This is a genomic window from Aphanothece hegewaldii CCALA 016, assembly GCF_003007785.1.
In the GTDB taxonomy this organism is placed as follows: Bacteria; Cyanobacteriota; Cyanobacteriia; order Cyanobacteriales; family Microcystaceae; genus Chroococcus; species Chroococcus hegewaldii.
The window spans coordinates 211,422-232,379 of the sequence record NZ_PXOH01000001.1 but is presented as its reverse complement, the minus strand read 5'-3'; the positions used below and the strand labels follow the sequence as shown (position 1 = coordinate 232,379).

35 protein-coding genes are annotated in these 20,958 nt (G+C 42.5%); 3 read left to right on the top strand and 32 right to left on the bottom strand.

The window, feature by feature from the left end:
• Window positions 1–248: 248 nt before the first annotated feature.
• On the bottom strand, window positions 249–1,676 hold the full coding sequence (locus tag C7H19_RS01100; RefSeq protein WP_106455037.1) for a RecQ family ATP-dependent DNA helicase: 1,428 nt from the start codon (window positions 1,674–1,676) through the stop codon (window positions 249–251).
• 422 nt (window positions 1,677–2,098) lie between these two features.
• On the opposite strand from C7H19_RS01100, the gene C7H19_RS01095 reads away from it, so the two are divergent.
• From C7H19_RS01095 to C7H19_RS01085, 3 genes are read left to right on the top strand one after another with little or no spacing between them, the layout of a single operon-like run.
• Window positions 2,099–2,584, top strand: coding sequence for a thiol-disulfide oxidoreductase DCC family protein (locus C7H19_RS01095; protein WP_106455036.1), 486 nt, complete (start codon window positions 2,099–2,101; stop codon window positions 2,582–2,584).
• A 17-nt stretch (window positions 2,585–2,601) separates the two neighbouring features.
• Window positions 2,602–2,814, top strand: a complete 213-nt coding sequence (locus tag C7H19_RS01090) for an RNA-binding S4 domain-containing protein (protein ID WP_106455035.1) — start codon at window positions 2,602–2,604, stop codon at window positions 2,812–2,814.
• A 50-nt stretch (window positions 2,815–2,864) separates the two neighbouring features.
• Window positions 2,865–3,449 carry an endonuclease dU gene (locus C7H19_RS01085; protein WP_106455034.1) on the top strand — a complete coding sequence of 195 codons (585 nt, stop codon included), beginning with the start codon at window positions 2,865–2,867 and terminating at the stop codon, window positions 3,447–3,449.
• Here C7H19_RS01085 and prfA read toward each other — a convergent pair.
• The 31 genes from prfA to rplC all read right to left on the bottom strand — a co-directional run bounded on the left by prfA (window position 3,446) and on the right by rplC (window position 20,543).
• Complete coding sequence (gene prfA / locus C7H19_RS01080) at window positions 3,446–4,558, bottom strand: peptide chain release factor 1 (RefSeq protein ID WP_106455033.1); 1,113 nt, start codon at window positions 4,556–4,558, stop codon at window positions 3,446–3,448. The genes C7H19_RS01085 and prfA overlap by 4 nt on opposite strands.
• A gap of 100 nt (window positions 4,559–4,658) precedes the next feature.
• Window positions 4,659–4,913: a 50S ribosomal protein L31 gene (gene rpmE, locus C7H19_RS01075; protein WP_106455032.1), complete on the bottom strand. Its 255-nt coding sequence runs from the start codon at window positions 4,911–4,913 to the stop codon at window positions 4,659–4,661.
• A 30-nt stretch (window positions 4,914–4,943) separates the two neighbouring features.
• Complete coding sequence (gene rpsI, locus C7H19_RS01070; protein WP_106455031.1) at window positions 4,944–5,357, bottom strand: 30S ribosomal protein S9; 414 nt, start codon at window positions 5,355–5,357, stop codon at window positions 4,944–4,946.
• Complete coding sequence (rplM, locus tag C7H19_RS01065) at window positions 5,357–5,812, bottom strand: 50S ribosomal protein L13 (protein WP_106455030.1); 456 nt, start codon at window positions 5,810–5,812, stop codon at window positions 5,357–5,359. The genes rpsI and rplM overlap by 1 nt, the downstream gene beginning before the upstream one ends.
• Window positions 5,809–6,645 carry a tRNA pseudouridine(38-40) synthase TruA gene (truA, locus tag C7H19_RS01060; protein ID WP_106455029.1) on the bottom strand — a complete coding sequence of 279 codons (837 nt, stop codon included), beginning with the start codon at window positions 6,643–6,645 and terminating at the stop codon, window positions 5,809–5,811. The genes rplM and truA overlap by 4 nt, the downstream gene beginning before the upstream one ends.
• A gap of 17 nt (window positions 6,646–6,662) precedes the next feature.
• Entirely contained in the window at window positions 6,663–7,013 is a 351-nt protein-coding gene (gene rplQ, locus C7H19_RS01055; protein ID WP_106455028.1) for a 50S ribosomal protein L17, read from the bottom strand.
• Between the two features lie 34 nt (window positions 7,014–7,047).
• A complete protein-coding gene (locus C7H19_RS01050) occupies window positions 7,048–7,992 on the bottom strand; it encodes a DNA-directed RNA polymerase subunit alpha (RefSeq protein WP_106455027.1) in 945 nt (314 codons plus the stop codon).
• Between the two features lie 104 nt (window positions 7,993–8,096).
• Entirely contained in the window at window positions 8,097–8,489 is a 393-nt protein-coding gene (rpsK, locus tag C7H19_RS01045) for a 30S ribosomal protein S11 (RefSeq protein WP_106455026.1), read from the bottom strand.
• A 45-nt stretch (window positions 8,490–8,534) separates the two neighbouring features.
• Window positions 8,535–8,918, bottom strand: a complete 384-nt coding sequence (gene rpsM / locus C7H19_RS01040) for a 30S ribosomal protein S13 (RefSeq protein WP_106455025.1) — start codon at window positions 8,916–8,918, stop codon at window positions 8,535–8,537.
• A gap of 71 nt (window positions 8,919–8,989) precedes the next feature.
• Entirely contained in the window at window positions 8,990–9,103 is a 114-nt protein-coding gene (gene rpmJ / locus C7H19_RS01035) for a 50S ribosomal protein L36 (protein ID WP_106455024.1), read from the bottom strand.
• Between the two features lie 112 nt (window positions 9,104–9,215).
• Window positions 9,216–9,443, bottom strand: coding sequence for a translation initiation factor IF-1 (gene infA / locus C7H19_RS01030; protein ID WP_106455023.1), 228 nt, complete (start codon window positions 9,441–9,443; stop codon window positions 9,216–9,218).
• Window positions 9,444–9,626: 183 nt separating this feature from the next.
• A complete protein-coding gene (locus tag C7H19_RS01025) occupies window positions 9,627–10,184 on the bottom strand; it encodes an adenylate kinase (RefSeq protein ID WP_106455022.1) in 558 nt (185 codons plus the stop codon).
• Window positions 10,185–10,294: 110 nt separating this feature from the next.
• Window positions 10,295–11,614 carry a preprotein translocase subunit SecY gene (secY, locus tag C7H19_RS01020; RefSeq protein ID WP_106455021.1) on the bottom strand — a complete coding sequence of 440 codons (1,320 nt, stop codon included), beginning with the start codon at window positions 11,612–11,614 and terminating at the stop codon, window positions 10,295–10,297.
• Window positions 11,615–11,728: 114 nt separating this feature from the next.
• On the bottom strand, window positions 11,729–12,178 hold the full coding sequence (gene rplO / locus C7H19_RS01015; RefSeq protein ID WP_106455205.1) for a 50S ribosomal protein L15: 450 nt from the start codon (window positions 12,176–12,178) through the stop codon (window positions 11,729–11,731).
• A gap of 12 nt (window positions 12,179–12,190) precedes the next feature.
• A complete protein-coding gene (gene rpsE / locus C7H19_RS01010; protein WP_106455020.1) occupies window positions 12,191–12,712 on the bottom strand; it encodes a 30S ribosomal protein S5 in 522 nt (173 codons plus the stop codon).
• A gap of 14 nt (window positions 12,713–12,726) precedes the next feature.
• Complete coding sequence (gene rplR, locus C7H19_RS01005; RefSeq protein ID WP_106455019.1) at window positions 12,727–13,089, bottom strand: 50S ribosomal protein L18; 363 nt, start codon at window positions 13,087–13,089, stop codon at window positions 12,727–12,729.
• Window positions 13,090–13,091: 2 nt separating this feature from the next.
• Window positions 13,092–13,634 (bottom strand): 50S ribosomal protein L6, encoded by a 543-nt coding sequence (rplF, locus tag C7H19_RS01000; protein ID WP_106455018.1) that lies wholly within the window; start codon window positions 13,632–13,634, stop codon window positions 13,092–13,094.
• 24 nt (window positions 13,635–13,658) lie between these two features.
• Window positions 13,659–14,060: a 30S ribosomal protein S8 gene (rpsH, locus tag C7H19_RS00995; RefSeq protein ID WP_106455017.1), complete on the bottom strand. Its 402-nt coding sequence runs from the start codon at window positions 14,058–14,060 to the stop codon at window positions 13,659–13,661.
• An 86-nt stretch (window positions 14,061–14,146) separates the two neighbouring features.
• Entirely contained in the window at window positions 14,147–14,701 is a 555-nt protein-coding gene (gene rplE / locus C7H19_RS00990; protein WP_106455016.1) for a 50S ribosomal protein L5, read from the bottom strand.
• A 78-nt stretch (window positions 14,702–14,779) separates the two neighbouring features.
• A complete protein-coding gene (gene rplX, locus C7H19_RS00985) occupies window positions 14,780–15,139 on the bottom strand; it encodes a 50S ribosomal protein L24 (protein ID WP_106455015.1) in 360 nt (119 codons plus the stop codon).
• A 14-nt stretch (window positions 15,140–15,153) separates the two neighbouring features.
• A complete protein-coding gene (rplN, locus tag C7H19_RS00980; RefSeq protein WP_106455014.1) occupies window positions 15,154–15,522 on the bottom strand; it encodes a 50S ribosomal protein L14 in 369 nt (122 codons plus the stop codon).
• Between the two features lie 31 nt (window positions 15,523–15,553).
• A complete protein-coding gene (gene rpsQ / locus C7H19_RS00975) occupies window positions 15,554–15,808 on the bottom strand; it encodes a 30S ribosomal protein S17 (protein ID WP_106455013.1) in 255 nt (84 codons plus the stop codon).
• 7 nt (window positions 15,809–15,815) lie between these two features.
• The gene (gene rpmC, locus C7H19_RS00970; RefSeq protein ID WP_106455012.1) at window positions 15,816–16,061 is read right to left on the bottom strand and encodes a 50S ribosomal protein L29; all 246 of its coding nucleotides are present in this window, start codon (window positions 16,059–16,061) and stop codon (window positions 15,816–15,818) included.
• Between the two features lies 1 nt (window position 16,062).
• On the bottom strand, window positions 16,063–16,482 hold the full coding sequence (rplP, locus tag C7H19_RS00965; RefSeq protein WP_106455011.1) for a 50S ribosomal protein L16: 420 nt from the start codon (window positions 16,480–16,482) through the stop codon (window positions 16,063–16,065).
• 52 nt (window positions 16,483–16,534) lie between these two features.
• On the bottom strand, window positions 16,535–17,260 hold the full coding sequence (rpsC, locus tag C7H19_RS00960) for a 30S ribosomal protein S3 (protein ID WP_106455010.1): 726 nt from the start codon (window positions 17,258–17,260) through the stop codon (window positions 16,535–16,537).
• Between the two features lie 27 nt (window positions 17,261–17,287).
• Complete coding sequence (rplV, locus tag C7H19_RS00955; RefSeq protein ID WP_106455009.1) at window positions 17,288–17,647, bottom strand: 50S ribosomal protein L22; 360 nt, start codon at window positions 17,645–17,647, stop codon at window positions 17,288–17,290.
• Window positions 17,648–17,725: 78 nt separating this feature from the next.
• A complete protein-coding gene (gene rpsS / locus C7H19_RS00950; protein ID WP_106455008.1) occupies window positions 17,726–18,007 on the bottom strand; it encodes a 30S ribosomal protein S19 in 282 nt (93 codons plus the stop codon).
• A gap of 59 nt (window positions 18,008–18,066) precedes the next feature.
• Window positions 18,067–18,900: a 50S ribosomal protein L2 gene (gene rplB / locus C7H19_RS00945; protein ID WP_106455007.1), complete on the bottom strand. Its 834-nt coding sequence runs from the start codon at window positions 18,898–18,900 to the stop codon at window positions 18,067–18,069.
• Window positions 18,901–18,948: 48 nt separating this feature from the next.
• Window positions 18,949–19,254 (bottom strand): 50S ribosomal protein L23, encoded by a 306-nt coding sequence (locus tag C7H19_RS00940; protein ID WP_245927230.1) that lies wholly within the window; start codon window positions 19,252–19,254, stop codon window positions 18,949–18,951.
• A gap of 10 nt (window positions 19,255–19,264) precedes the next feature.
• On the bottom strand, window positions 19,265–19,897 hold the full coding sequence (rplD, locus tag C7H19_RS00935; RefSeq protein ID WP_106455005.1) for a 50S ribosomal protein L4: 633 nt from the start codon (window positions 19,895–19,897) through the stop codon (window positions 19,265–19,267).
• A gap of 7 nt (window positions 19,898–19,904) precedes the next feature.
• Window positions 19,905–20,543: a 50S ribosomal protein L3 gene (rplC, locus tag C7H19_RS00930; protein ID WP_106455004.1), complete on the bottom strand. Its 639-nt coding sequence runs from the start codon at window positions 20,541–20,543 to the stop codon at window positions 19,905–19,907.
• Between the last annotated feature and the right edge of the window lie 415 nt (window positions 20,544–20,958).

The window sequence follows — 20,958 nt, the reverse complement described above, 5'->3', positions numbered from 1 at the left end:
TTTTGTGTTAAATAACAGAGTTTGTATAAAAAAAAACAAACATGATAAAGTACCAAAAAAATATTATAAAAATATCAAGCAAAAACAATTAAATAAAAATACTGAGGGTAGTTAGATGTAATTTGGTAAACAAAGTTATTTATTTAGTGAAATTGATTGGAATTTTAGATATTTTTAAAATAAATACAGCAAAAATACTTAAACAAATATTTTATTTAAGTAAGATTACAGAAAAGATTTTATAATGATTATTTTTTACGGCAATAATCACAATGACCGCAAGTAAAATACTCGGCTTCTCCGTAAAAACCGAAAGATGATAAGAGAAATTGCCAACGACATTTTCTCGTCGTTAAATAAGATGCCATCAAATTAGGTATAGGCTGCGAAATTAAACGAGAAGCTTTTATTAACCGATAAGTAAAAGGATCTAGCCATTCTAGTTGTTCATGGCTATAAAGTACGGCAAGGGAGATTTCAGCCGAGGGAAACTGATTAATTACATTTTCTATTCTTGCAGTAACGGGAATTTTGGAGATGATCTGCTGGGCTTGCTGAGTTTGCTTTTGTCTTTGCTTTGTGATTAATTGTTGTTTTTGGCGATCGCTCGGATCAAGAATCCCCGTAGGTTCACTGATCAAAGTTAAGGCTTGGGTAAATTTACCATCTCTGCCGCCTCGACCTACCTCTTGTAAATACTCAGATAATAGCTGTGGTGCTTGAAAATGAACGATCCAACGGACATCAGATTTGTTGATACCCATGCCGAAAGCACTCGTAGTAACCACAAACTGAATATGATCTTCTAGCCATTGTTTTTCGATTTGTCGTCTTTGGGCAGAACTTAAACCTGCATGATAAGCGGCTGTTCTATAGTTAAGAGATTGTAACAATTGAAACAAATCTTCACTTTCTCGCCGTGACCGTACATAAATTAAACCCGATTGTTTGGGATACAATTTTAAGAAATGTAACAGTTGATGACGACGACAGCGAGGAGAAAGGCTTATCTTAACTTGTAAATCCAAATTGGAACGATAGGGACTGAGTAAGAATTTTTCTGGATTTTCTAGTTGTAAGCTTTTTTCGAGTATTCTTTGAGTGATGGGATCAGCCGTTGCCGTAAATGCTGCCACAGCGATTTTAGTTCCAAGAGGCTTATTTTTAAGCAAAGTCGATCGCACAACCCCCAAACGACAATAAGATGGGCGAAATGTATAGCCCCATTGAGTCAGGCAGTGTGCTTCATCTAAAATCAAACCATTAATCTTGATCTGGGGTTGAGATATTCTTTCCCAAACTGGAGAACTAAAAAGCGTTTCAGGAGAAAGATAGAGTAATCTTAAAGTTTGTTGTTCAATAGCTTTTAAAGTTTGTTGTCGTAAAGAGCGAGGAATTTCATTGTGTAATAATGCAGCCGGTAGCTTTTTAGAACAAAGTTCCTGTACTTGATTTTCCATTAATGCGACTAAAGGAGAAATAACAAGGGTTAAGCCATCCTGTAGCAACGCCGGAAGCTGGAAACAAACACTTTTTCCCCCACCTGTCGGCATAACAACGAGAGCATCTTTTCGAGCGAGTAAAGTCTGAATAATTTCACCTTGGGGAGAACGAAAATCATCATAACCCCAGATTTTTTGGAACTGTCTACGAATTTCTTGCCAGTCTGTTTTCATTTGGCATCAAGTCAAAAAGTGATTATGACTCAGAATTCCCGTTTTTAAAGCAAAAATTTCACTAATATTAAATAATTAGTCTTTAATAACTTGATTTATTCCTTTCCATTGATTATCTAAAAGAGGTTTTGTCTGGTTATCGGTTTCAATGAAGGTAGCAACGCTCAACAATATTGCTGCTATTAACAAGGTAATAAATTTAGCTCCGTTGAGACTCATAGTCAAAAAAAAGGCAATGAGTTAGTTAGTATAACTACAACAATAAACAAGACGATTTCGGGATGTCAGTCCCATCATAAATGGAAAAAAAGAGAAATATTGTAGAAAGAGATCATGGCGCGTATTGTAGCCAATAGTTGTCAAAATTTGTTGAAATTGAAAGAATAAGATTAAGAGAAATATTTTGAAAGCTTATAAAACTTATGTCTGATGCTATGGCTAAATCTTGGAAAATTAAATTACTCTACGATGGTGAATGTCCTCTTTGTTTACGAGAAGTCCGTTTTTTAAACCAACGTGATGCGGGACGCGGTTTAGTGGCGTTTGTGGATATTGCTGATGATAACTATTCACCCGATGCAAATGGTGGAATTGATTATGAGACGGCAATGGGTCGTATTCATGGGATATTACCCGATGGAACGGTAGTCAAGAATGTTGAGGTCTTTCGTCGGGTTTATGAAGTTTTGGGGATGGGTTGGGTATACGCGCTGACAAAAATTCCGATAATTGGAGGTTTGGCTGATGTTATTTATGGAATTTGGGCAGATTTAAGGCTTTTACTCACTGGAAGACCCAATTTAGCAATAATTACGGAACAACGTCAAAAGCGGTTAGGAGAAAAGCACTCATCCGGAAGATGCCGCATGAATGAAAAAGACGATACAGTGGCTAAAATTAAACAGTAACAGAACTAAATTGATCGATGACCCAAGATAAACAAGAAGATACCCCAATCATTACCCTAGCTCAATTTCTTAAATGGAAAGGTTTAGTACAGACAGGAGGTGAAGCTAAACACCGCATTCAAGGGGGAGAAGTTTTAGTCGATGGAATGGTGGAAACACGACGCGGACGTAAACTAACTACTGGTCATCGGGTGACTATCGATGGTAATACATATGTAGTGGAACTTTAATCATTACTCAAGCGCGATCAAGGATAACGGCAAAACACGACTCATTAAAGATGAAATTAGAAGAATTATTAAGATTGAGGCGGACTATTCGCGTTATTGGCTTCGACGATGCACCTTTTGTACGAGGATCAGGACAACCAGTAGGAGTAGCGGGCGTGATCTGTGGTAATACTCGTTTTGAGGGGATGCTTTGGGGAGAAGTCGAGGCGGATGGATGGGATGGAACCGAACAACTCTGTAAATGGTTAAGCAAAAGCAAGTTTTTACCCCAACTTCATCTCATTTTGCTAGACGGCATCTGTTTAGGGGGATTTAATGTGATCGATCTGCCGTTGTTATCCCGGACGTTAAATTTACCTTGTGTGGCACTAATGAGATCGCTCCCCGATTTAGATAAAATGAAATTTGCTTTATCCCGTTTGCCTTTTCCTGAAAAACGATGGGAAATTTTACAACGTGCTGGCGAAATTTATGGGTATCCGCCGTTTTATTTTCAGGTACAAGGAGACACCCCCAATACGATCGCATCAGTTTTAAATTCTTTGACAGATCGCGGTCATGTACCTGAAGCTTTAAGATTAGCCCATTTAATCGGTGCGGCAGTTATTAAAGGCGAAAGCGGTAAACAAGCTTAGTTAAAAGCGCCGGCGGTTTCAGGAGAAGTGGCTAACTCGGCTAACTGTTCTTGTTGGTCTTTTCCGATACAAGATTGAATCATCTCATCAATTTTGCCTTCTAAAGCTGCGCCTAGATCAAAGTTTTGTGAGAGACGGTGATCGGTAACTCGGTTATCTTTATAGTTATAAGTCCGTATTTTTTCGGATCTTGAGCCGGTTCCAACTTGAGAGCGTCGCATCGAGGTCACTGCTTCTTGTTGTTCCCGTAATTTTAATTCATACAGTTTAGCTCGTAAGATCTGCATAGCGCGTTCACGGTTTTGAAGTTGCGATCGCTCCTCAGTACAAAAGATTCGTATTCCCGTTGGTTTGTGCATTAAATCGACCGCCGTTTCTACTTTGTTGACGTTTTGTCCACCTGCGCCACCTGATCGAGCCGTCGTAAGTTCGATATCTTTGGGATCAATATGAACTTCTACATCATCAACTTCTGGCATAATAGCCACTGTCGCGGTTGAAGTATGAACCCTTCCACCTGCTTCGGTTAAAGGAACTCGTTGTACACGATGAACCCCTGCTTCAAATTTCAGCTTGCTGTAAACTTTTTCGCCTTTAATTTCGAGAATTGCTTCTTTAAAGCCTCCCATATCGGCTAGTGATTCACTCACGAGGTGTACTTTCCAGTTTTGAGATTCAGCATATCGTGAGTACATTCGCACTAAGTCACCAGCCCAAATACCCGCTTCATCACCACCTGTACCGGCCCGAATTTCTAACATGATATTTTTTTCATCGTTAGGGTCTTTAGGAAGCAGTAAAATTTTGAGGTTATCTTCCAACTCGGCTAGTTTTTCTTCGAGTTCTGTAACTTCTAAAGCTGCCATTTCTTTTAATTCGGGATCGTTGACTGATTCTTTATAGATCTGTCTTGCGCCGTTTAAGTCTTCTTGAGTTTTTTTCCAGATGTCGTAGGTTAGGGCGGTTTCTTCGAGTGATGAACGAACTTTAGCGACTTTTTGGAGTTCACCAGGTTTCGTGGCAATGTCTGGATCAGCCAAGCGCCTGGTTAATTCTTGATAAGTTTGTTCAACTGATTTGAGTTTTTCGAGTAAATATGTTTCAGCCATTTTCAGTAACCAAAAATTAAATTAATTTAATGAATTTTCTAAGAATAGGACTAACCCAGCAGTCTTGTAACCACTGGGTTTTCTAAAAGATAAAAATAAGCTATTTTTTATCGGCTTTAGGAGCTTTAGGGGTTTTTTGTGCGCTTTTATCACCCATACCGTATTTACGAAGAAAGCGATCGACTCTTCCTTCCGCGTCAATAATTTTTTGCGTTCCCGTGAAAAAGGGATGATTTCCCGACCAGACTTCAACATGAATTTCAGGTTGGGTTGAACCAACAGTCATGACGACTTCGCCATTACAAATGACTTTGGCTTCAGGATACCAAGTTGGATGAATATCAGTTTTAGGCATTGTTTTTTTGTCCTCCTTCTTAAATCTATTTTATCGTTTAGAGTATTGAGGAGCTTTACGAGCTTTGTGTAAACCGTATTTTTTCCGCTCTTTTGCTCTGGGGTCACGAGTTAGATACCCTTCTGTTTTTAGAGGTTGACGGTTTTCGGGAGCCAGTTGACACAAAGCACGAGCTACACCGAGTTTTACTGCGTCCGACTGACCAGTTAAACCGCCACCTTCTGCTTTAACGATAATATCGTATTCATTCTCTAAACCTAGGGTTTCTAGAGGTGCTTTAACTGACTGAATATAGTTAGGAAGACGGTTAAAGTGGATTTCTCCAGGACGACCATTAACGATGATTTGTCCAGTTCCAGGTACTAGACGAACTCTAGCAACGGAAGATTTACGGCGACCAGTTCCCCAGTAAACGACTCTATCTTTAGGATCTGCGGCTTGCATTAGTTTTCTCCACCTGGAATGGTATTAAGGACTAAATTTGAGGGGCTTTGGGCTTGATGCGGATGACTTCCACCCGCATAAACTTTAAGTTTGGTAAACAGTTGACGGCCTAAAGTATTTTTCGGCAACATTCCTTTAACGGCGTGTTCGATAATTCGTTCTGGAAGACGAGCTTGTAGTTTATTAAAGGTTTCAACTTTCATACCACCAGGACGACCGGAGTCACGGCGATAGAGTTTTTGTTCAGATTTTTTGCCAGTGACAACGACTTTTTGAGCGTTAATGACGATCACAAAATCCCCTGTATCTAAGTGAGGGGTATAAGTGGGTTTATTTTTGCCCCGCAGAATCATGGCAATTTCGGAGGCGAGACGGCCTAAGCGTTGATCAGCCGCGTCGATGACATACCATTTTTTTTCTAAGGTATTGAGATTAGGTAGAGGTGTTTTGTTCATTGTGAGTTAGACTCATGCAAACTAAATAACGGTTGAGTATCATACCAAAGATGGTCAGGGAAGGGAAATTCAGGATAACCGACTCGCAATAAGCATAAGCCTTTTGCTGGGGCCGAGTATTTAACTTCTTCCCGTCGCCCGTTAAGCCATATTTGAGTAAAGTTGTCTAGCGATCGCTTACCACTCCCGACTTCTACGAGCATACCTACGAGTAACCGGACCATTCCGTATAAAAAGCCATTAGCTTGGATTTCTAGACGAATCAATGAACCATTGCGTTGACATTCTACGTCTTGGATCTCGACCCAAGAGTGCTGACGATGAGAGCCAGCTTTCTGAAACGCTGCTAAATCATGCTTTCCCAGTAGGGGAAAGAGAGCAGCTTTCATGAGTTCGCTTTCTATTGGTTCGCGGTAGTAGTGCCAGCTATAGGGTTTTATGAACAGGTTTGGCCGTTTACCGGTATAAATTGTGTATCGATAACGTCGCCAGAGGGCATCAAAACGAGCGTGCCAAGATGGGGAGACTCGCTCTGAAGCTCGGATGACTATATCATCGCTCACCTTCGCATTTAAGACATTTGCCCAAGAAAAGGCGGGAATCGGACTGTTATGATCAAAGTGGGCGACTTGAGCCGCAGCATGAACACCGGTATCGGTTCTTCCCGCCCCATGAAGGGTAACGGGATGATTTAAAACATTTGCGATCGCTGTTTCTATTTCTTCTTGAACACTACGACGATTCGGTTGACGTTGCCACCCATAAAAATGCGTCCCCAGATATTGAATAACTAGGGCGACACGTTCACTTGGTTTGATCGTGGCTGTCAACATTCGATCGCTTTTGTGTATTATACGAGTTCTAAAATGGCCATTTCGGCATTATCTCCCCGTCGGGAAATAGTCCGAATCACGCGAGTATAGCCGCCATTACGGTTGCCATAGCGTTCTTTTGCTTGTTCAAATAGACGATGTACGAGTTGTTTATCGTATATATAGCTTAAGGCTTCTCGTCGAGCGGCGAGAGAGCCATCTTTAGCTAAGGTAATCATTCTTTCCACTTCACTTTGAACCGCTTTGGCTCTAATTTTGGTGGTTTTGATTTGACCGTGACGAATCACTTCAGTTGCTAAAGCTCGCAATAGCGCTTTACGTTGATCCGCCGGTAGTCCTAATTGAGGTACTCGACAGCGATGACGCATGTTCCTTTCTCCGACTGTTAATAAGATGAGGATGTTATGGTTTTGTTTTTTCTTGAGGGAGTGTGATTCCTAGCCGTTTTTGTAGGGCTTCGATCACTTCTTCAGCCGATTTTTGACCAAAGTTTTTGATCTCTAAAAGGTCTTCTTGACTGTAATCGAGGAGATCGGCTACAGTGTTGATTTGAGCGCGTTTTAGACAGTTATACGCTCTGACCGATAGCTGTAGTTCTTCGATGGGGATTTGGCTTTCTGGGTTAACGTCGTCTTGATAGTCTGGTTGAATGGTATCGAGTTCGTTAAGATCTTTTAGAGGATTAAACAAACCGACGACAATTTCCGAGGCTTGGGATAAGGCTTCTTTGGGGTTAACGCTGCCGTTCGTCCAAATTTCTAAAATCAGTCGATCTTTGGGTTGGATGCCGTCTCCGCGAATATCCTCTACGCTGTAATTGACTTTTGTAACAGGCATGAAAACCGAGTCAATTTGTAGGAAATCGAGAGAAGTGTTTTCATCTTTGCCCCGCTCGATCGCTCGATAGCCTTTCCCTTTTTCGACGCGGAATTCCATTTCTAGCTTAGACCCTTCGGCCAAGGTAGCGACGTATTGGTTGGGATCAACAATTTCTACTTCTGAAGGAATTTCAAATTGTCCAGCGACCACGGTTGCGGGTCCTGTTGCAACTAAACGCCCAATTTGCGATTGATGGGTATGACTTTTGAAGACGACTTCTTTCATGTTGAGCATGAGTTCCATGACATCTTCGCGTACGCCATCAACTGTAGCAAATTCATGATTGACCCCAGCGATCCGAATTGCTGTAACGGCTGCCCCTTCTAAGTTGGACAATAACACCCGTCTTAGAGCGTTACCGACTGTTGTTCCTTGTCCACGTTCGAGAGGCTCTAGAACAAATTTACTATACTGACTTTGATTTTTGTGAGTTTTTGACTCTACACATTCAATTTGAAATTGCGCCACCGCATGACCTCCCTAGTTTGCCGTATGAGTACGATTTGCATGACCGTATGATTGTCATGAGTGAGAAAAGTACTCATTTATGACTGATGATCAATGACTAATCTTTAGACTCTTCTCCGTTTCGGGGGACGACAGCCATTGTGAGGAATTGGTGTTACATCACGAATTAAAGTAATTTCGATTCCAACCCCCTGCAAAGCCCGAATGGCGGTTTCTCGTCCTGCTCCTGGCCCGCTCACCATCACTTCTAGCTGACGCATTCCCTGTTCCATTGCTCTTTTGCCTGCGTTGTCGGCTGCGGTTTGAGCCGCGAAGGGGGTTCCTTTTTTGGCTCCTTTGAAGCCGCTTGAGCCAGCAGAAGCCCAAGAAATGACATCTCCTTTGGTATCTGAGATAGTAACAATTGTGTTATTGAAAGTGGACTGAATATGAGCAACGCCGTTTGGTACGTTTTTTTTCGCTTTTTTCGGCCCACTTTTTTTAGTTGGTCGCGCCATAGTACTTTTCTTATTATTAAGGAACTAGATAGAGTCAACAAAGATTTATTTCTTAGCTGGTGCTTTTTTCTTACCAGCAACGGTTACCCGTCTGCCTCGACGAGTTCGGGCGTTTGTTCGGGTTCGTTGTCCTCGTACCGGTAGCCCTAAACGGTGGCGACGACCTCGATAAGTGCCAATGTCGGCCAGCCGCTTAATGTTCATTGCTTCCAACCGTCTCAAATCCCCTTCGATTTGAAAGTTGGTTTCAATGTATGATCGAAGATTGGCAACTTCTTCGTCTGTTAGATCTTTGACTCGGGTGTCTGGATTGACCCCTGTTTTTTCTAATACTTCTTGTGAACGAGTTAGACCAATCCCGTATAGATAAGTTAGTGCGATTTCCACACGCTTATCGCGGGGTAAGTCTACACCTGAGATCCTTGCCACGCGCTATTTCTCCCTTTGTTTTTTTGTTTTTGTTGTCTATAACCTTGACGATCGTTTATTGTTGTAATTAACTAACCTTGACGCTGTTTATGTTTGGGGTTAGTACAAATTACCATGACACGACCGCGTCGTCTGATGACACGGCACTTGTCACACATTTTTTTCACTGATGCTCTAACTTTCATGCCTAATCAATAAATGGCAACACTGCAAGCTTCTTATTATATCAGTAAAGTAGGGTAGATGTCATCTTACATAACAAAATTATTTTTTAATTTGAGTTAAAGAAGAAAAAATTTATTTTTTGTTTTTTAGTCGATAAGTAATTCTACCTTTGCTGAGGTCATAGGGGGTTAGTTCGACTTTAACCCGATCGCCTGGTAAAATTTTGATATAGTTCCGGCGGATCTTGCCTGAAATATGGGCTAAGACGTTAAAGCCATTATCTAAATCTACTCGAAACATCGCATTAGGTAAGGATTCGGTAACCGTTCCTTCCATTTCAATTAAGTCTTGTTTGGACAAAATGTAATTCCTCGGTTTAAAATATAAATTACGGAGAAACTAGAAAAGGTATTTGGTAAAAATCAGCAAAATTTACCTATAAGAGCAAATCCGTCTTAATTGATCTTAGCAAAATTTTACTTTACACCACACCAGACTTATAATTTAGACGATCGGCTTAAGTTTGTAGCTTAAGTTTGTAGCTTAATTTTGTACGATGTCTTTTAAGGTTTGGGTAACTTCTTCAGGCAGTCGGTTTCCATCAACTATATGTAAAGTCCCTTTTTGGCGATAGTAATCGGTTACAGGCGCAGTTTGCGCCTGATAAACTTCTAAACGTCGTCGAATCGTTTCTTCGGTATCATCTTGACGACCTCGACTTAAAAGACGTGTAATTAAAATTTCATCAGGAACTTCTAAATCAATGACACAAGGGGAAGTATAGTTAATTTCATTTAAAATATGCTCTAAAAATGCGGCTTGGGAAACACTGCGAGGAAAGCCGTCTAAAATCCAACCTTGATGGGTATCATCACAATGTAGACGTTCTCGAACTAAATTAAGAATTAGCTCATTAGGAACCAATTCGCCTTGATCCATATAGCTTTTAGCTTTTTGTCCTAGAGGCGTAGAGTTAGCGATCGCACTTCTAAGAATTTCTCCAGTCGAAATATGTGGAATATTTAACAATTCAGCTAAGATCTCGGCTTGTGTTCCTTTTCCCGAACCAGGAGGACCTAAAAAAATTACGCCTTTTGTCATTGAAAAACCTAGATATAAATGGTGTTATTAGATAAAATTGAGCCGTAACAAGACAAAAATTTTTTAGATAAGCAAAAGGGTAGGATTAAACCCACCCCCAAAGCTACTAATTATTGTTTAATCATGCCTTCATAACGTTGGGAAATAACATAAGTTTGAATCTGTTTTGCAGTATCAATAGCTACGCCAACCAAAATTAAGAGAGAAGTGGCCCCAAATCCTTGAAAAGTTGGTACATTTGTTGCTCTTTCGACTAAACTCGGCAGAGTAGCGACCAAACTTAAAAAGATAGCACCAAGAAAAGTTAAACGATTGAGAACCCCTTCTAAATAAGTGCTAGTGGCTGTCCCTGGTCGAATCCCTGGAATACTGGTTCCCATTTTTTTCAAGTTTTGGGACATATCTTTCGGGTTAACGATCAAAGATGAATAAAAATAACTAAAGAAGAAAATCATCAAGCAGTAAAACAAAATATAAGCCCAACTGCCAGGACTTAAAACATTAGCAACTTTAGCGATGACTTCACCGACAGCGTTTCCAGACGGAATACTGCGGGCGAGTTGATAGGGCAAAATCAAGACGGCTGAGGCGAAAATAATTGGCATGACACCACCTTGATTGAGACGTAACGGAAGATAGTTAGCTCGTTCGCGGTAAACACGGCCGCCGACTTGACGACGGGCTGAGACAATTGGAATTCGTCGTGTTCCTTCTTGAACAAAAACGATCCCGATGATCATAGCAAAGAAGACTAATAAAAGAATCACGACCTGAGCGATCGCTTGTCGTCCACCTTGTTGAGCATAAGTAATCGTATCACCAAGAGTTTTCGGCAAAACGGCGACAATGTTCACAAAAATTAATAAAGATGCCCCGTTACCGATGCCTCGTTCTGTGATTAATTCTGAGATCCACATAACGAACATCGAACCAGCCGTTAGAGCAATTACCGTAGCAGCAATCGGGTAGAATTCATTATTAATAATGCCATTAGAGGCGAGTAATCCGATCGCAATGCCTAAACTTTGAATAATTGCCCAACCCAAAGCCACATAGCGAGTAATTTGGGAGATTTTGCGTCGTCCTGCTTCACCTTCATTTTTCTGTAAATCTTCTAATGAGGGGATCGCCTGAGTCAGCAACTGCATGATAATCGATGCGTTGATATATGGCAAAATTCCTAGGGCAAAGATCCCTAGGGTAGACAAACCGCCTCCAGTAAAAATATCTAAAAAACCTAATGCCGCATTGCCTTGGATCAATGACAAAAATTTAGTCCGATCAATTCCAGGTAAAGGAATAAAAATACCTAAACGAACTAATACAAGTAATCCAAGGGTAACAAGCAGCCGACCTCTCAAGCCAGCCGCTTGCGCCATTTGCAAAAAGGTTTCTTGCGCCGTGGGAGTTTTATCTCGACTGACGACCATTAATGGCTACCTCTAATGTTTTTTTTGACAAATGATTTTGTAGCAGTGGAAACGATTATATTTTTTTAAGATTTCCCCTTCTTTTTTATGATATACGGATTGCTCCGCGATCGGTTATGCTTCAATCACTTCCCAACTGCCTCCGGCGGCGGTGATTTTTTCTTTGGCCGACTCACTAAAAGCAGCCGCTTTCACTGTCAAAGCGACATTAAGATCGCCGTGTCCTAAAATTTTGAGGGGTCCGTCATTGGTTGTAACAATACCCTCTTTCATCAAAGAGTCTAAAGTAACTTCTGTCGATGCCGCTAAATTGGCGAGTTTACCAACATTAATAATGGTGTAATGCTTTTGATTAACCAGAGGAAAATGTTTCAGCTTGGGCAGACGACGATACAAAGGCATTTGACCCCCTTCAAAGCCAGGTCTAGTCCCTGAACCTGAACGAGATTTTTGTCCCCGCATTCCAAAACCACAGCTTGCACCTTGTCCGGCACTAATCCCGCGACCCACGCGACGACGACGCTTTTTAGACCCTTCCTTGGGTGCTAATTCGTTTAAATTCAGCATGATTTTTCTTTAAGTATAAAGGTGTTCTACAGGTAGACCCCGTTCAGCGGCGACATCAGTAAAGGAGCGAACGGATTCTAGGGCATTAATCGCGGCTCTAGCATTATTAAGCGGGTTATTAGAACCTAGTTGTTTAGCGAGAATATTTTTCACGCCAGCTAATTCTAGAACTGTCCGAACCGCACCCCCAGCAATTACCCCAGTACCAGGTGCAGCAGGTCGCATAATGACTTTAGCTCCACCCGATGCACCAGTTGAGATGTGGGTAATAGAGCTTGCTTTGGTCAGAGAAATATCGATAAGTTGTTTTTTGCCATCAGCAACGCCTTTACGAACTGCTCCGATGACATCACTGGCTTTTCCGACTCCTACACCGACTTGTCCGCCTTCATTACCGACAACAACGATCGCACGAAAGCTAAGTTTTTTACCGCCTTTGACTACTTTACTAACACGGCGAATTTGAATAACTCGCTCTTGCCAGTTGGTTTCTTTTTCTTTTTTGTCGTTTTTTCTTTGACGTTTTGCCATAATTTCACCTGATGTTAGAAATTCAACCCAGCTTCTCTTGCTGCGTCGGCTAAAGATTTGATCCGACCGTGATAGATGTTGCCACCTCTGTCAAAAACAACTTGTTCTATCCCTTTATCTAAGGCTCGTTTAGCGACTAAGCGACCCACTTCGGCGCTCGCTTCTTTTGTTGCACCAGACGATAGTTTCTCTCTCATAACGGGTTCATTGGTCGAAGCAGCAGCGAGAGTATGACTCGCCGTATCGTCGATCACTTGGGCGTAGATGTGGTTGTTTGACCGAAAAACGCACAAACGGGGACGTTCTGGAGTACCGTTTACTTTTTTGCGTATCCGTCGATGGCGACGGGCTAATGATTCTTTGCGGGTCATTTTCATGATTATTTCTTACCTGTCTTACCAGCTTTACGTCTAACAAATTCGCCTTGATAACGAATCCCTTTACCTTTGTATGGTTCGGGGGGGCGTACTTCACGAATTTTCGCGGCGGTGTTCCCTACTTCTTCTTTATTAATGCCACTGACGATAACTTGGGTGTTATTTTCGACACTCACTTGTACCCCTGCTGGCATAGGCATTTCAACGGGCTTGCTATAGCCGACGTTGAGGGTAATTTTGGTTCCACCTTGAGCTTGAGCCCGATAACCGACCCCTTGAATATCGAGGCGTTTTTCAAAACCTTTGGAAACTCCTTCGACCATGTTTGAGATAAGGGTACGACAGAGGCCGTGTCTTTCTCTAGCGACGCGAGATTCATCAGCGCGTACGACATTGATTGTGTTTCCTTCCTGTTCAATGATGATTCGTTCAGGTAAGGTTCGTTCTAAGGTTCCTTTAGGACCTTTAACGGTGACATGAGAGCCGTTAATGGTGACAGAAACCTTGTCAGGAATGAGAATTGGTCGTTTACCAATACGAGACATAGTTTTTAGTTACCTGTTGAAAAATTACCAAATGTAACAGAGGATTTCACCCCCAACGTTTGAAGCGCGGGCTTCTCGATCGGTCATAATGCCGTTTGAGGTAGAAACAATGGCAATACCGATCCCACCAAGGACACGGGGGATGTCTTTGCTATTTTTATACACTCTTAATCCTGGTTTGCTGACTCGTTGAAGAGTGCTGATAATGGGTTGACGGTTACGTCCTTTGTATTTTAAGGAAATTACAAGTTGTTTAGTAATTCCTTCGCCTGTTTCAGAGTAGTCTTCAATAAAGCCTTCTGCTTTAAGAACTTTAGCAATGCTCAGTGTCATTTTGGTGGTTGGCACAGAAGTTGTAGGATGTCGCACAGAACAAGCGTTGCGAATCCGAGTGAGCATATCCGATATAGTGTCGTTAGATGCCATTATTACCTGTTGGTTTCTCCTTAGTACTTGAGGTCACGGATGAAAGGAATGAGTAGAGACGTGGTTGATCACGTCTAGTAGACACGTTATGTTGCGTCTGTACTACGGAAGGGCATACCCATTTCTTTGAGGAGGGCTCGACCTTCTTCATCAGTTTTGGCGGTGGTGATAATCGAAATATCCATGCCCCGAATTTGATCGATGCTGTCGTATTGAATTTCAGGAAAGATCAATTGTTCGCGGATGCCAATACTGTAGTTGCCCCGTCCATCGAAGCTATTGCCACTAACGCCACGAAAGTCACGAATACGAGGCAAAGCTAAATTCATAAAACGATCAAGAAAAGCGTACATCCGATCGGAACGGAGGGTTACCATCACACCGACGGGCATTCCTTCACGAATTTTAAAACCGGCGATCGCTTTTTTCGCACGAGTCACGACTGGTTGTTGTCCAGTGATGGTCGCTAGTTCTTTAAGGGAAGATTCTAGAGCTTTCGCATTTTGCGACGCTTCACCGAGTCCTCGGTTAACGGTCACTTTTATCACTTTTGGGACTTCGTGAACGTTTTTGTAGCCAAATTGTTCAGTTAATTTAGGGGCGATCGTATCTTGATAGATTTGTTTGAGTCGTTGAGCCATTGTTTAAAAGTTTCCTCTATTTTCCTGGGCTTGGTCAGGAGACAGTAATTAGTTTTAATTGATCAACCGAAAAACGGTTTAATCGATTATTTCGCCAGTTTTTTTGAGCATACGCACTTTTTTCCCGTCTTCGGTAAAGGTGTAGCTAATTCTGCTGGCGATTTTTTCTTTGTTGGAATAGAGCATCACATTAGAACTGTGAATGGGAGACTCATAAGTGAGGATTTGCCCTGATTCCCCCTCTTGGCGAGGTTTCATGTGTTTAGTTGTGATATTTACCCCTTTAACAACCACTTTGCTTAACTGGGGTAAAGTTTTAATAATTTCGCCCACTTTTCCTTTATCACGTCCTGTGATCACCTGAACGGTGTCGCCTTTTTTGACGTGCATTTTTTGAGGTTGGGGCTTGGCATTTTTTTTATTACTTTTTGTACTCATTTTTTTACCCCTGTTTAAATGACTTCGGGAGCCAGCGAAACAATTTTAGTGTAATTTTTGTCGCGTAATTCCCGGGCAACTGGCCCAAACACGCGAGTTCCTTTGGGGTTCCCATCATTGTTAATAATGACAGCAGCATTATCATCAAAGCGAATACTCATACCGCTTTCTCGTCTGACGGCTTGTTTAGTGCGGACGATAACCGCTTTTACAACATCAGATTTTTTGACGGGCATATTGGGGATCGCATCTTTAACAACGGCGATGATTTCGTCACCGATACCGCCATAAGTACAGTTCCCTGTACTAAGAACCCGCAGACACATTAGCTTTCTTGCTCCGCTATTGTCTGCCACATTAAGATAAGTTTGTTGTTGAATCACTTTTCGTTCTCCAAATCGCTAAAAATAAGCGTTATGTAGTTGTTTGATGCAGGTTAATAATTTCTGCGACGACCCAACGTTTGGTTTTACTCAAAGGTCTAGTTTCCCGAATGCGGACGCGATCGCCTGTTTTACACTGATTTTCTTCGTCGTGTGCTTTGTACCGTTTGGTATTCACTACGATTTTTTGATATTTTGGGTGAGGAGAACGGTTCTCAATAGCCACAACAACGGTTTTATCCATTTTGTCGCTGACGACGACTCCCACTCTTTCTTTTACTGCCATGTCTTGTTTAATTCTCCTCAGTAGTTACGGTAGTAGCTAAAGCTTTATTGTTTTTACCCAGTTTACGTTCGTGTTCTACGGTAAGAAGTTGGCCAAGTCGATGCTTAGTATGTTTAAATTCATGAGTTTTTTCTAAACGTCGGGTGGCTTGTTGTAGCCTCAGTTGAAATAGTTTTTTCTTAGTGCTAGTAATTTCTTCGCTAATTTCTTCATCGCTTAGTTTTCTAGCATCTTCGATTTTAGGTAGAGCCATATTAGTTATACTCCTCCTCACGGCTAATAAATTTGGTTTTGATCGGCAATTTCTGAGCCGCTAGACGCATTGCTTCACGAGCAATTTCTTCAGTAACTCCAGAAATTTCAAACATGATGCGTCCTGGTTTAACGACGGCTACCCAGAATTCGGGAGAGCCTTTACCAGAACCCATACGGGTTTCAGCCGCACGTTGAGTTACTGGTTTATCTGGAAAAATACGAATCCAAATTTTACCGCCCCGCCGGATATAACGAGTCATAGCGCGTCGGGCTGCTTCAATTTGACGGGAGGTGATCCAACAGGGTTCGGTTGCTTGTAGGGCAAATTCTCCAAAGTTGAGGGTATTGCCACGATAAGCCATTCCGGTTAGTCGTCCGCGTTGTTGTTTGCGGAATTTCGTTCGTCTGGGACTTAGCATAGTCAGTTATCAGTTAAATTTACTTTTTGTACAGACGTGATATATCACGTCTCTACTGTTCACTGGAACGGTCTTCAAATTGTTGACGACGGCGTTGACGTTTTGGGGTTGCCACAGGTGCTGCGGTGTTGGTTTCTTCTTGACCGGGGATAATTTCGCCTTTAAAGATCCAGACTTTTACGCCTAAAATGCCGTAGGTGGTTTTAGCGGTTCGATAAGAATAATCAATATCAGCCCGCAAGGTATGTAGAGGGACTCTTCCTTCGCGTACCCATTCAGTTCGAGCAATTTCAGCCCCGTTGAGACGACCACTAATTTGTACCTTGATGCCTTTTACTTCGGCTCTTTGCGCCCGTTGGATGGCTTGGCGAACGACTCGACGAAAAGATACCCGTTTTTCGAGTTGTTGGGCAATGTATTCAGCGATCAGATTAGCATCTGCATCAACGCGGGCAACTTCGATGACGTTGATCCGAATTTGACGAGTTCCGCCTAAAGCCGCTTGTAGACCTACTCTAAGTTGTTCAATGCCTTGACCACCGCGTCCAACGACGACTCCTGGTCTTGCGGTATGGATGGCGAGGTCAATTTGATCGGCTTTGCGTTCGATGTGAATATCAGCAATTCCAGCATTACTGAGATTTTTATCGACATATTGCCTAATTTGGTGGTCTTCTTGGAGTAAGTCAGGATAGCGTTTTGCATCGGCGTACCAACAAGATTTGTGGTCTTTGATGATGCCGAGGCGCAGTCCTAATGGATGTATCTTTTGTCCCATAAGAGTTTGTGAATAAAGAAGTGTGGTTTAGTCTTCGGATGCGGGAGCTACAGCCAAGGTAATATGACAAGTTGGCTTACGAATTTGGTAGGCTCGTCCTTGCGCTCTGGCTCGGAAGCGTTTTAGGCTTGGTCCGCCATCAGCGAAGGCTTTACTAACAATTAGGGTAGATGGATCAAGTCCTGCGTTGTGTTCGGCGTTGGCGACTGCAGAGCGTAACGTTTTGAGGATGATGTCACAGGAGCGGTAGGGCATGAATTGGAGGACGATCAAGGCTTCCCGATAGGAACGACCGCGAATTTGATCCAAGACTCGCCGCACTTTGTAAGGGGACATCCGCACATAACGAGCGATCGCCTTTACTTCATTGGTGGTATCTATTGCCATTGTTTCAGTTACCAGTTATCAGTTATCAGTTATTAGTGAGCAGTGATCGGGTTTTATTCTTTTACTATTCACGACTCACTATTTACGTCCGGCTTTTTTATCGCTTTTGGCATGACCTCTAAAGGTTCGAGTCGGAGCAAATTCACCGAGTTTGTGTCCGACCATTTGTTCGGAAACATAGACGGGTACGTGCTGTTTGCCGTTATGAACTGCGATCGTATGACCGACCATATCGGGAAGAATCGTCGATGCTCTAGACCAGGTTTTGATTACCTGTTTATCGCCTCTAGCGTTTAGCTTCTCGATTTTTTCTAGGAGATGATGGGCAACAAATGGCCCTTTTTTTAGAGAACGACCCATAGTTTACACAAAAAGTCAAGAGAAAATAATAAATTGTAAAGACGTGACCTGTCGCGTCTCTACTTTGTACGACGACGCACAATTAAAGAGCTACTGCGCTTTTTCTTGTTGCGGGTCTTCATGCCGAGTGCGGGTTTACCCCAAGGTGTACGAGGTCCTGATCTTCCGATTGGCGCACGTCCTTCACCACCACCATGCGGGTGATCGACTGGGTTCATGACGCTTCCTCTGACGTGGGGTCTTTTACCGAGATGGCGTGTCCGGCCGGCTTTGCCAAGGGTTAAGTTACGATCGTCAACGTTACCTACTTTACCAAGGGTGGCATAACATTCTTTACGAACCATTCTGACTTCTTTTGAGGGAAGTCTGAGGGTAACATAATTTCCTTCTTTGGCGACGACTTGGGCTGATGCACCAGCAGCACGCACCATTTGTCCACCTTTGCCGGCAACAAGTTCAACATTATGAACTTCTGTACCCAGAGGAATCATTCCTAAAGGCATGGCGTTACCGATTTCAAAAGGAATGTCGTTATTACCAGCGATGACGGTTGTCCCAATTTTGATGTTAGCTGGAGCGAGAATATAGCGTTTTTCTCCATCTTGGTAGAAAAGTAGGGCTATTCTAGCGTTGCGGTTGGGATCGTATTCAATGGCGGCTACTTTTGCGGGTATGTCTCGTTTATCACGTCGGAAATCGATTTCACGATATAAGCGTTTGTGTCCGCCCCCACGATGACGACTGGTGACAATTCCTCGGTTGTTGCGTCCAGTACGATTATGTTTATGCCCGGTGAGTGACTTTTCAGGCTTATCTTTTGTGATCTCCGCAAAATCGGCGACACTGGCCTGGCGAGTTCCGGGGGTGATTGGTCTATATGTACGAATACCCATGACTCATTTGATGGCGTTTTTAGATGAATAGGAAGCTATTTTCTGTTTTTAAAGTTCTGGGAAGAGAACTTCGTTGAGTGAGTCACCTTCTTTTAAGGTTACGATCGCCCGTTTATACTGGGTTTTGTAACCGTTAAATTTGCCAACTCGTTTTTTCTGGCGCGGTAAACGCATTGTATTAACTTTGGCAACGGATACATCAAATAGGCTCTCGATAGCTGCTTTGATTTCGAGTTTGGTTGCTGTTACGACCACGTCAAAAACGTATTTATTCAGTTCAAGCAACGTGGTCGCTTTTTCGGTCACAATTGGCCGAACAATTAAATCGGCTAAATCTCTTTCTTGTGTTTTGATGGCTAAACTTCTACCCACCGTAAACCTCCTGTATTGTATTAAGTGCGTCGGAGGTGGCGATAATTTTGCTGGCTTGCATTATGTCATAAATATTAATGCTGTCTGCCCGAATGAGCTTGACATTGCAGATGTTGCGTGCACTTAAATAGACGTTTTGCGGAATTTCCGGCAAGATGATCAAAACTTTGTCTTTTCCTTCGACACCCCAACGGGTTAGAGCGGACGCGAGTTCCTTAGTTTTGGGTTGAGTGATTTGCAATAAAAAGTCTTCCACAATGACAAAATTTTCGCTTCTAGTGCCCAAAGCAGTTCTTAAAGCTAAACGTCGTTCTTTGCGGTTCATTTTCTGGCTGTAATCTCTGGGTTTTGGACCAAAGGTTACACCACCACCTCGCCATAAGGGGGAACGATTGGAACCAGCACGCGCCCGTCCAGTTCCTTTTTGTCTCCAAGGTTTGCGACCACCGCCTCGAACTTCGGCACGAGTTTTAGTTGATGCTGTTCCTTGGCGGGCTTGAGCGAGATGTCGGACAATGGCTCGGTGTACGATGTGAGCCGCGTTTTCTGGCTTTGCGACTTGGAGGTCGAAAGATGTATTACCTACCTCTTCCCCTTGCCAGTTGAAAATCGTGTATTCAGTCATGAGTGTTCTACTTCCCTACTTTTTTAGCTGGAGTGATATCCAATAGGGTTCCAGGTTTTCCAGGAACGGCTCCTTTAATTAGGATGATGTTCCGTTCTGCGTCAACTTTGACAACGGTTAGTTTACGGATGGTTACTTGAGTTCCGCCATACCGTCCAGCCATGCGTTTACCAGGGTAAACACGTCCTGGGGTTGTTCCTGCTCCAGTTGAACCGGGGGTACGATGGCTTTTAGAACCGTGAGTCATTTGCCCTCGTTTGAAGTTGTGACGCTTTTGATAGCCAGCAAACCCTCGACCGATGGTTGTACCCGCTACATCCACAAAATCGCCCACATTAAATAAGTCTGCTTTAATAGCATCTCCAGGTTGATACTGGTTAGGATCATCTAATCGATATTCTTTGAGGTGACGCAAAGGTGCTACACCCGCTTTTTTTAGATGACCAAGTTGAGGTTGATTGAGGGCTTTTTCTTTTGTTTCTCTGTAACCAACTTGGATGGAGTTATATCCATCTGTTTCTTTTGTTTTTATCTGGGTAATAATACATGGCCCCGCTTGAACAACAGTCACCGGAATTGCTATACCGCTTTCTGTGTCGAAGATTTGGGTCATGCCCAGTTTTGTACCAAGGATACCGACAGCCACAGGTTTTCCCTTTTACTTACTAGACGACATGATGAATAATAACTAACACGACTAAATGAGTGAGAATAGCTATTCCCACTTGTGAAGGCGTGCTAATCTTTGCGTTTTACCTTCTTAATTTATTAGGTAATAACAACGGGTGGCTTCCAGGATTTAAAATATAAGTTTATTTTGTTGACCTGGTTACAATATATATTGGCCGTAACGCTTTCGAGACTTAAGGATTGAGTCCCCAGTATCTTAAAAGCAGCCCATGATTTTAAGGATCATGGTCACCAAGTGAGTAATCTTAACTCCATACTCTCAGAGGTCGGCTTATCTCACCTAAAACATTTTAGGTCATAAGGCGACTTGAGCTATTAGCCCTGATTTCTACCAGATGTTAAGAATCAACTTGGTCACGATCAAACAGTAT

Excerpts from the sequence above, each read along its gene's own strand:
- rpsC (WP_106455010.1), bottom strand. The coding sequence starts at position 17,260 with ATGGGACAAAAGATACATCCATTAGGACTGCGCCTCGGCATCATCAAA.
- rplQ (WP_106455028.1), bottom strand. The coding sequence starts at position 7,013 with ATGCGTCATCGCTGTCGAGTACCTCAATTAGGACTACCGGCGGATCAA.
- rpsS (WP_106455008.1), bottom strand. The coding sequence starts at position 18,007 with ATGGGTCGTTCTCTAAAAAAAGGGCCATTTGTTGCCCATCATCTCCTA.
- rpmE (WP_106455032.1), bottom strand. The coding sequence starts at position 4,913 with ATGCCTAAAACTGATATTCATCCAACTTGGTATCCTGAAGCCAAAGTC.
- rpsK (WP_106455026.1), bottom strand. The coding sequence starts at position 8,489 with ATGGCGCGACCAACTAAAAAAAGTGGGCCGAAAAAAGCGAAAAAAAAC.
- rplP (WP_106455011.1), bottom strand. The coding sequence starts at position 16,482 with ATGCTAAGTCCCAGACGAACGAAATTCCGCAAACAACAACGCGGACGA.
- rpsH (WP_106455017.1), bottom strand. The coding sequence starts at position 14,060 with ATGGCATCTAACGACACTATATCGGATATGCTCACTCGGATTCGCAAC.
- C7H19_RS01095 (WP_106455036.1), top strand. The coding sequence starts at position 2,099 with ATGTCTGATGCTATGGCTAAATCTTGGAAAATTAAATTACTCTACGAT.
- C7H19_RS01025 (WP_106455022.1), bottom strand. The coding sequence starts at position 10,184 with ATGACAAAAGGCGTAATTTTTTTAGGTCCTCCTGGTTCGGGAAAAGGA.
- rplE (WP_106455016.1), bottom strand. The coding sequence starts at position 14,701 with ATGGCTCAACGACTCAAACAAATCTATCAAGATACGATCGCCCCTAAA.
- rpsQ (WP_106455013.1), bottom strand. The coding sequence starts at position 15,808 with ATGGCAGTAAAAGAAAGAGTGGGAGTCGTCGTCAGCGACAAAATGGAT.
- rplX (WP_106455015.1), bottom strand. The coding sequence starts at position 15,139 with ATGAGTACAAAAAGTAATAAAAAAAATGCCAAGCCCCAACCTCAAAAA.
- rpmC (WP_106455012.1), bottom strand. The coding sequence starts at position 16,061 with ATGGCTCTACCTAAAATCGAAGATGCTAGAAAACTAAGCGATGAAGAA.
- rpsI (WP_106455031.1), bottom strand. The coding sequence starts at position 5,357 with ATGCAAGCCGCAGATCCTAAAGATAGAGTCGTTTACTGGGGAACTGGT.
- rpmJ (WP_106455024.1), bottom strand. The coding sequence starts at position 9,103 with ATGAAAGTTAGAGCATCAGTGAAAAAAATGTGTGACAAGTGCCGTGTC.
- secY (WP_106455021.1), bottom strand. The coding sequence starts at position 11,614 with ATGGTCGTCAGTCGAGATAAAACTCCCACGGCGCAAGAAACCTTTTTG.
- rplF (WP_106455018.1), bottom strand. The coding sequence starts at position 13,634 with ATGTCTCGTATTGGTAAACGACCAATTCTCATTCCTGACAAGGTTTCT.
- rplV (WP_106455009.1), bottom strand. The coding sequence starts at position 17,647 with ATGGCAATAGATACCACCAATGAAGTAAAGGCGATCGCTCGTTATGTG.
- C7H19_RS01090 (WP_106455035.1), top strand. The coding sequence starts at position 2,602 with ATGACCCAAGATAAACAAGAAGATACCCCAATCATTACCCTAGCTCAA.
- rplR (WP_106455019.1), bottom strand. The coding sequence starts at position 13,089 with ATGAAAATGACCCGCAAAGAATCATTAGCCCGTCGCCATCGACGGATA.
- rplM (WP_106455030.1), bottom strand. The coding sequence starts at position 5,812 with ATGAACAAAACACCTCTACCTAATCTCAATACCTTAGAAAAAAAATGG.
- rplD (WP_106455005.1), bottom strand. The coding sequence starts at position 19,897 with ATGACTGAATACACGATTTTCAACTGGCAAGGGGAAGAGGTAGGTAAT.
- prfA (WP_106455033.1), bottom strand. The coding sequence starts at position 4,558 with ATGGCTGAAACATATTTACTCGAAAAACTCAAATCAGTTGAACAAACT.
- truA (WP_106455029.1), bottom strand. The coding sequence starts at position 6,645 with ATGTTGACAGCCACGATCAAACCAAGTGAACGTGTCGCCCTAGTTATT.
- rplB (WP_106455007.1), bottom strand. The coding sequence starts at position 18,900 with ATGGGTATTCGTACATATAGACCAATCACCCCCGGAACTCGCCAGGCC.
- C7H19_RS01085 (WP_106455034.1), top strand. The coding sequence starts at position 2,865 with ATGAAATTAGAAGAATTATTAAGATTGAGGCGGACTATTCGCGTTATT.
- C7H19_RS01100 (WP_106455037.1), bottom strand. The coding sequence starts at position 1,676 with ATGAAAACAGACTGGCAAGAAATTCGTAGACAGTTCCAAAAAATCTGG.
- rpsE (WP_106455020.1), bottom strand. The coding sequence starts at position 12,712 with ATGGCAAAACGTCAAAGAAAAAACGACAAAAAAGAAAAAGAAACCAAC.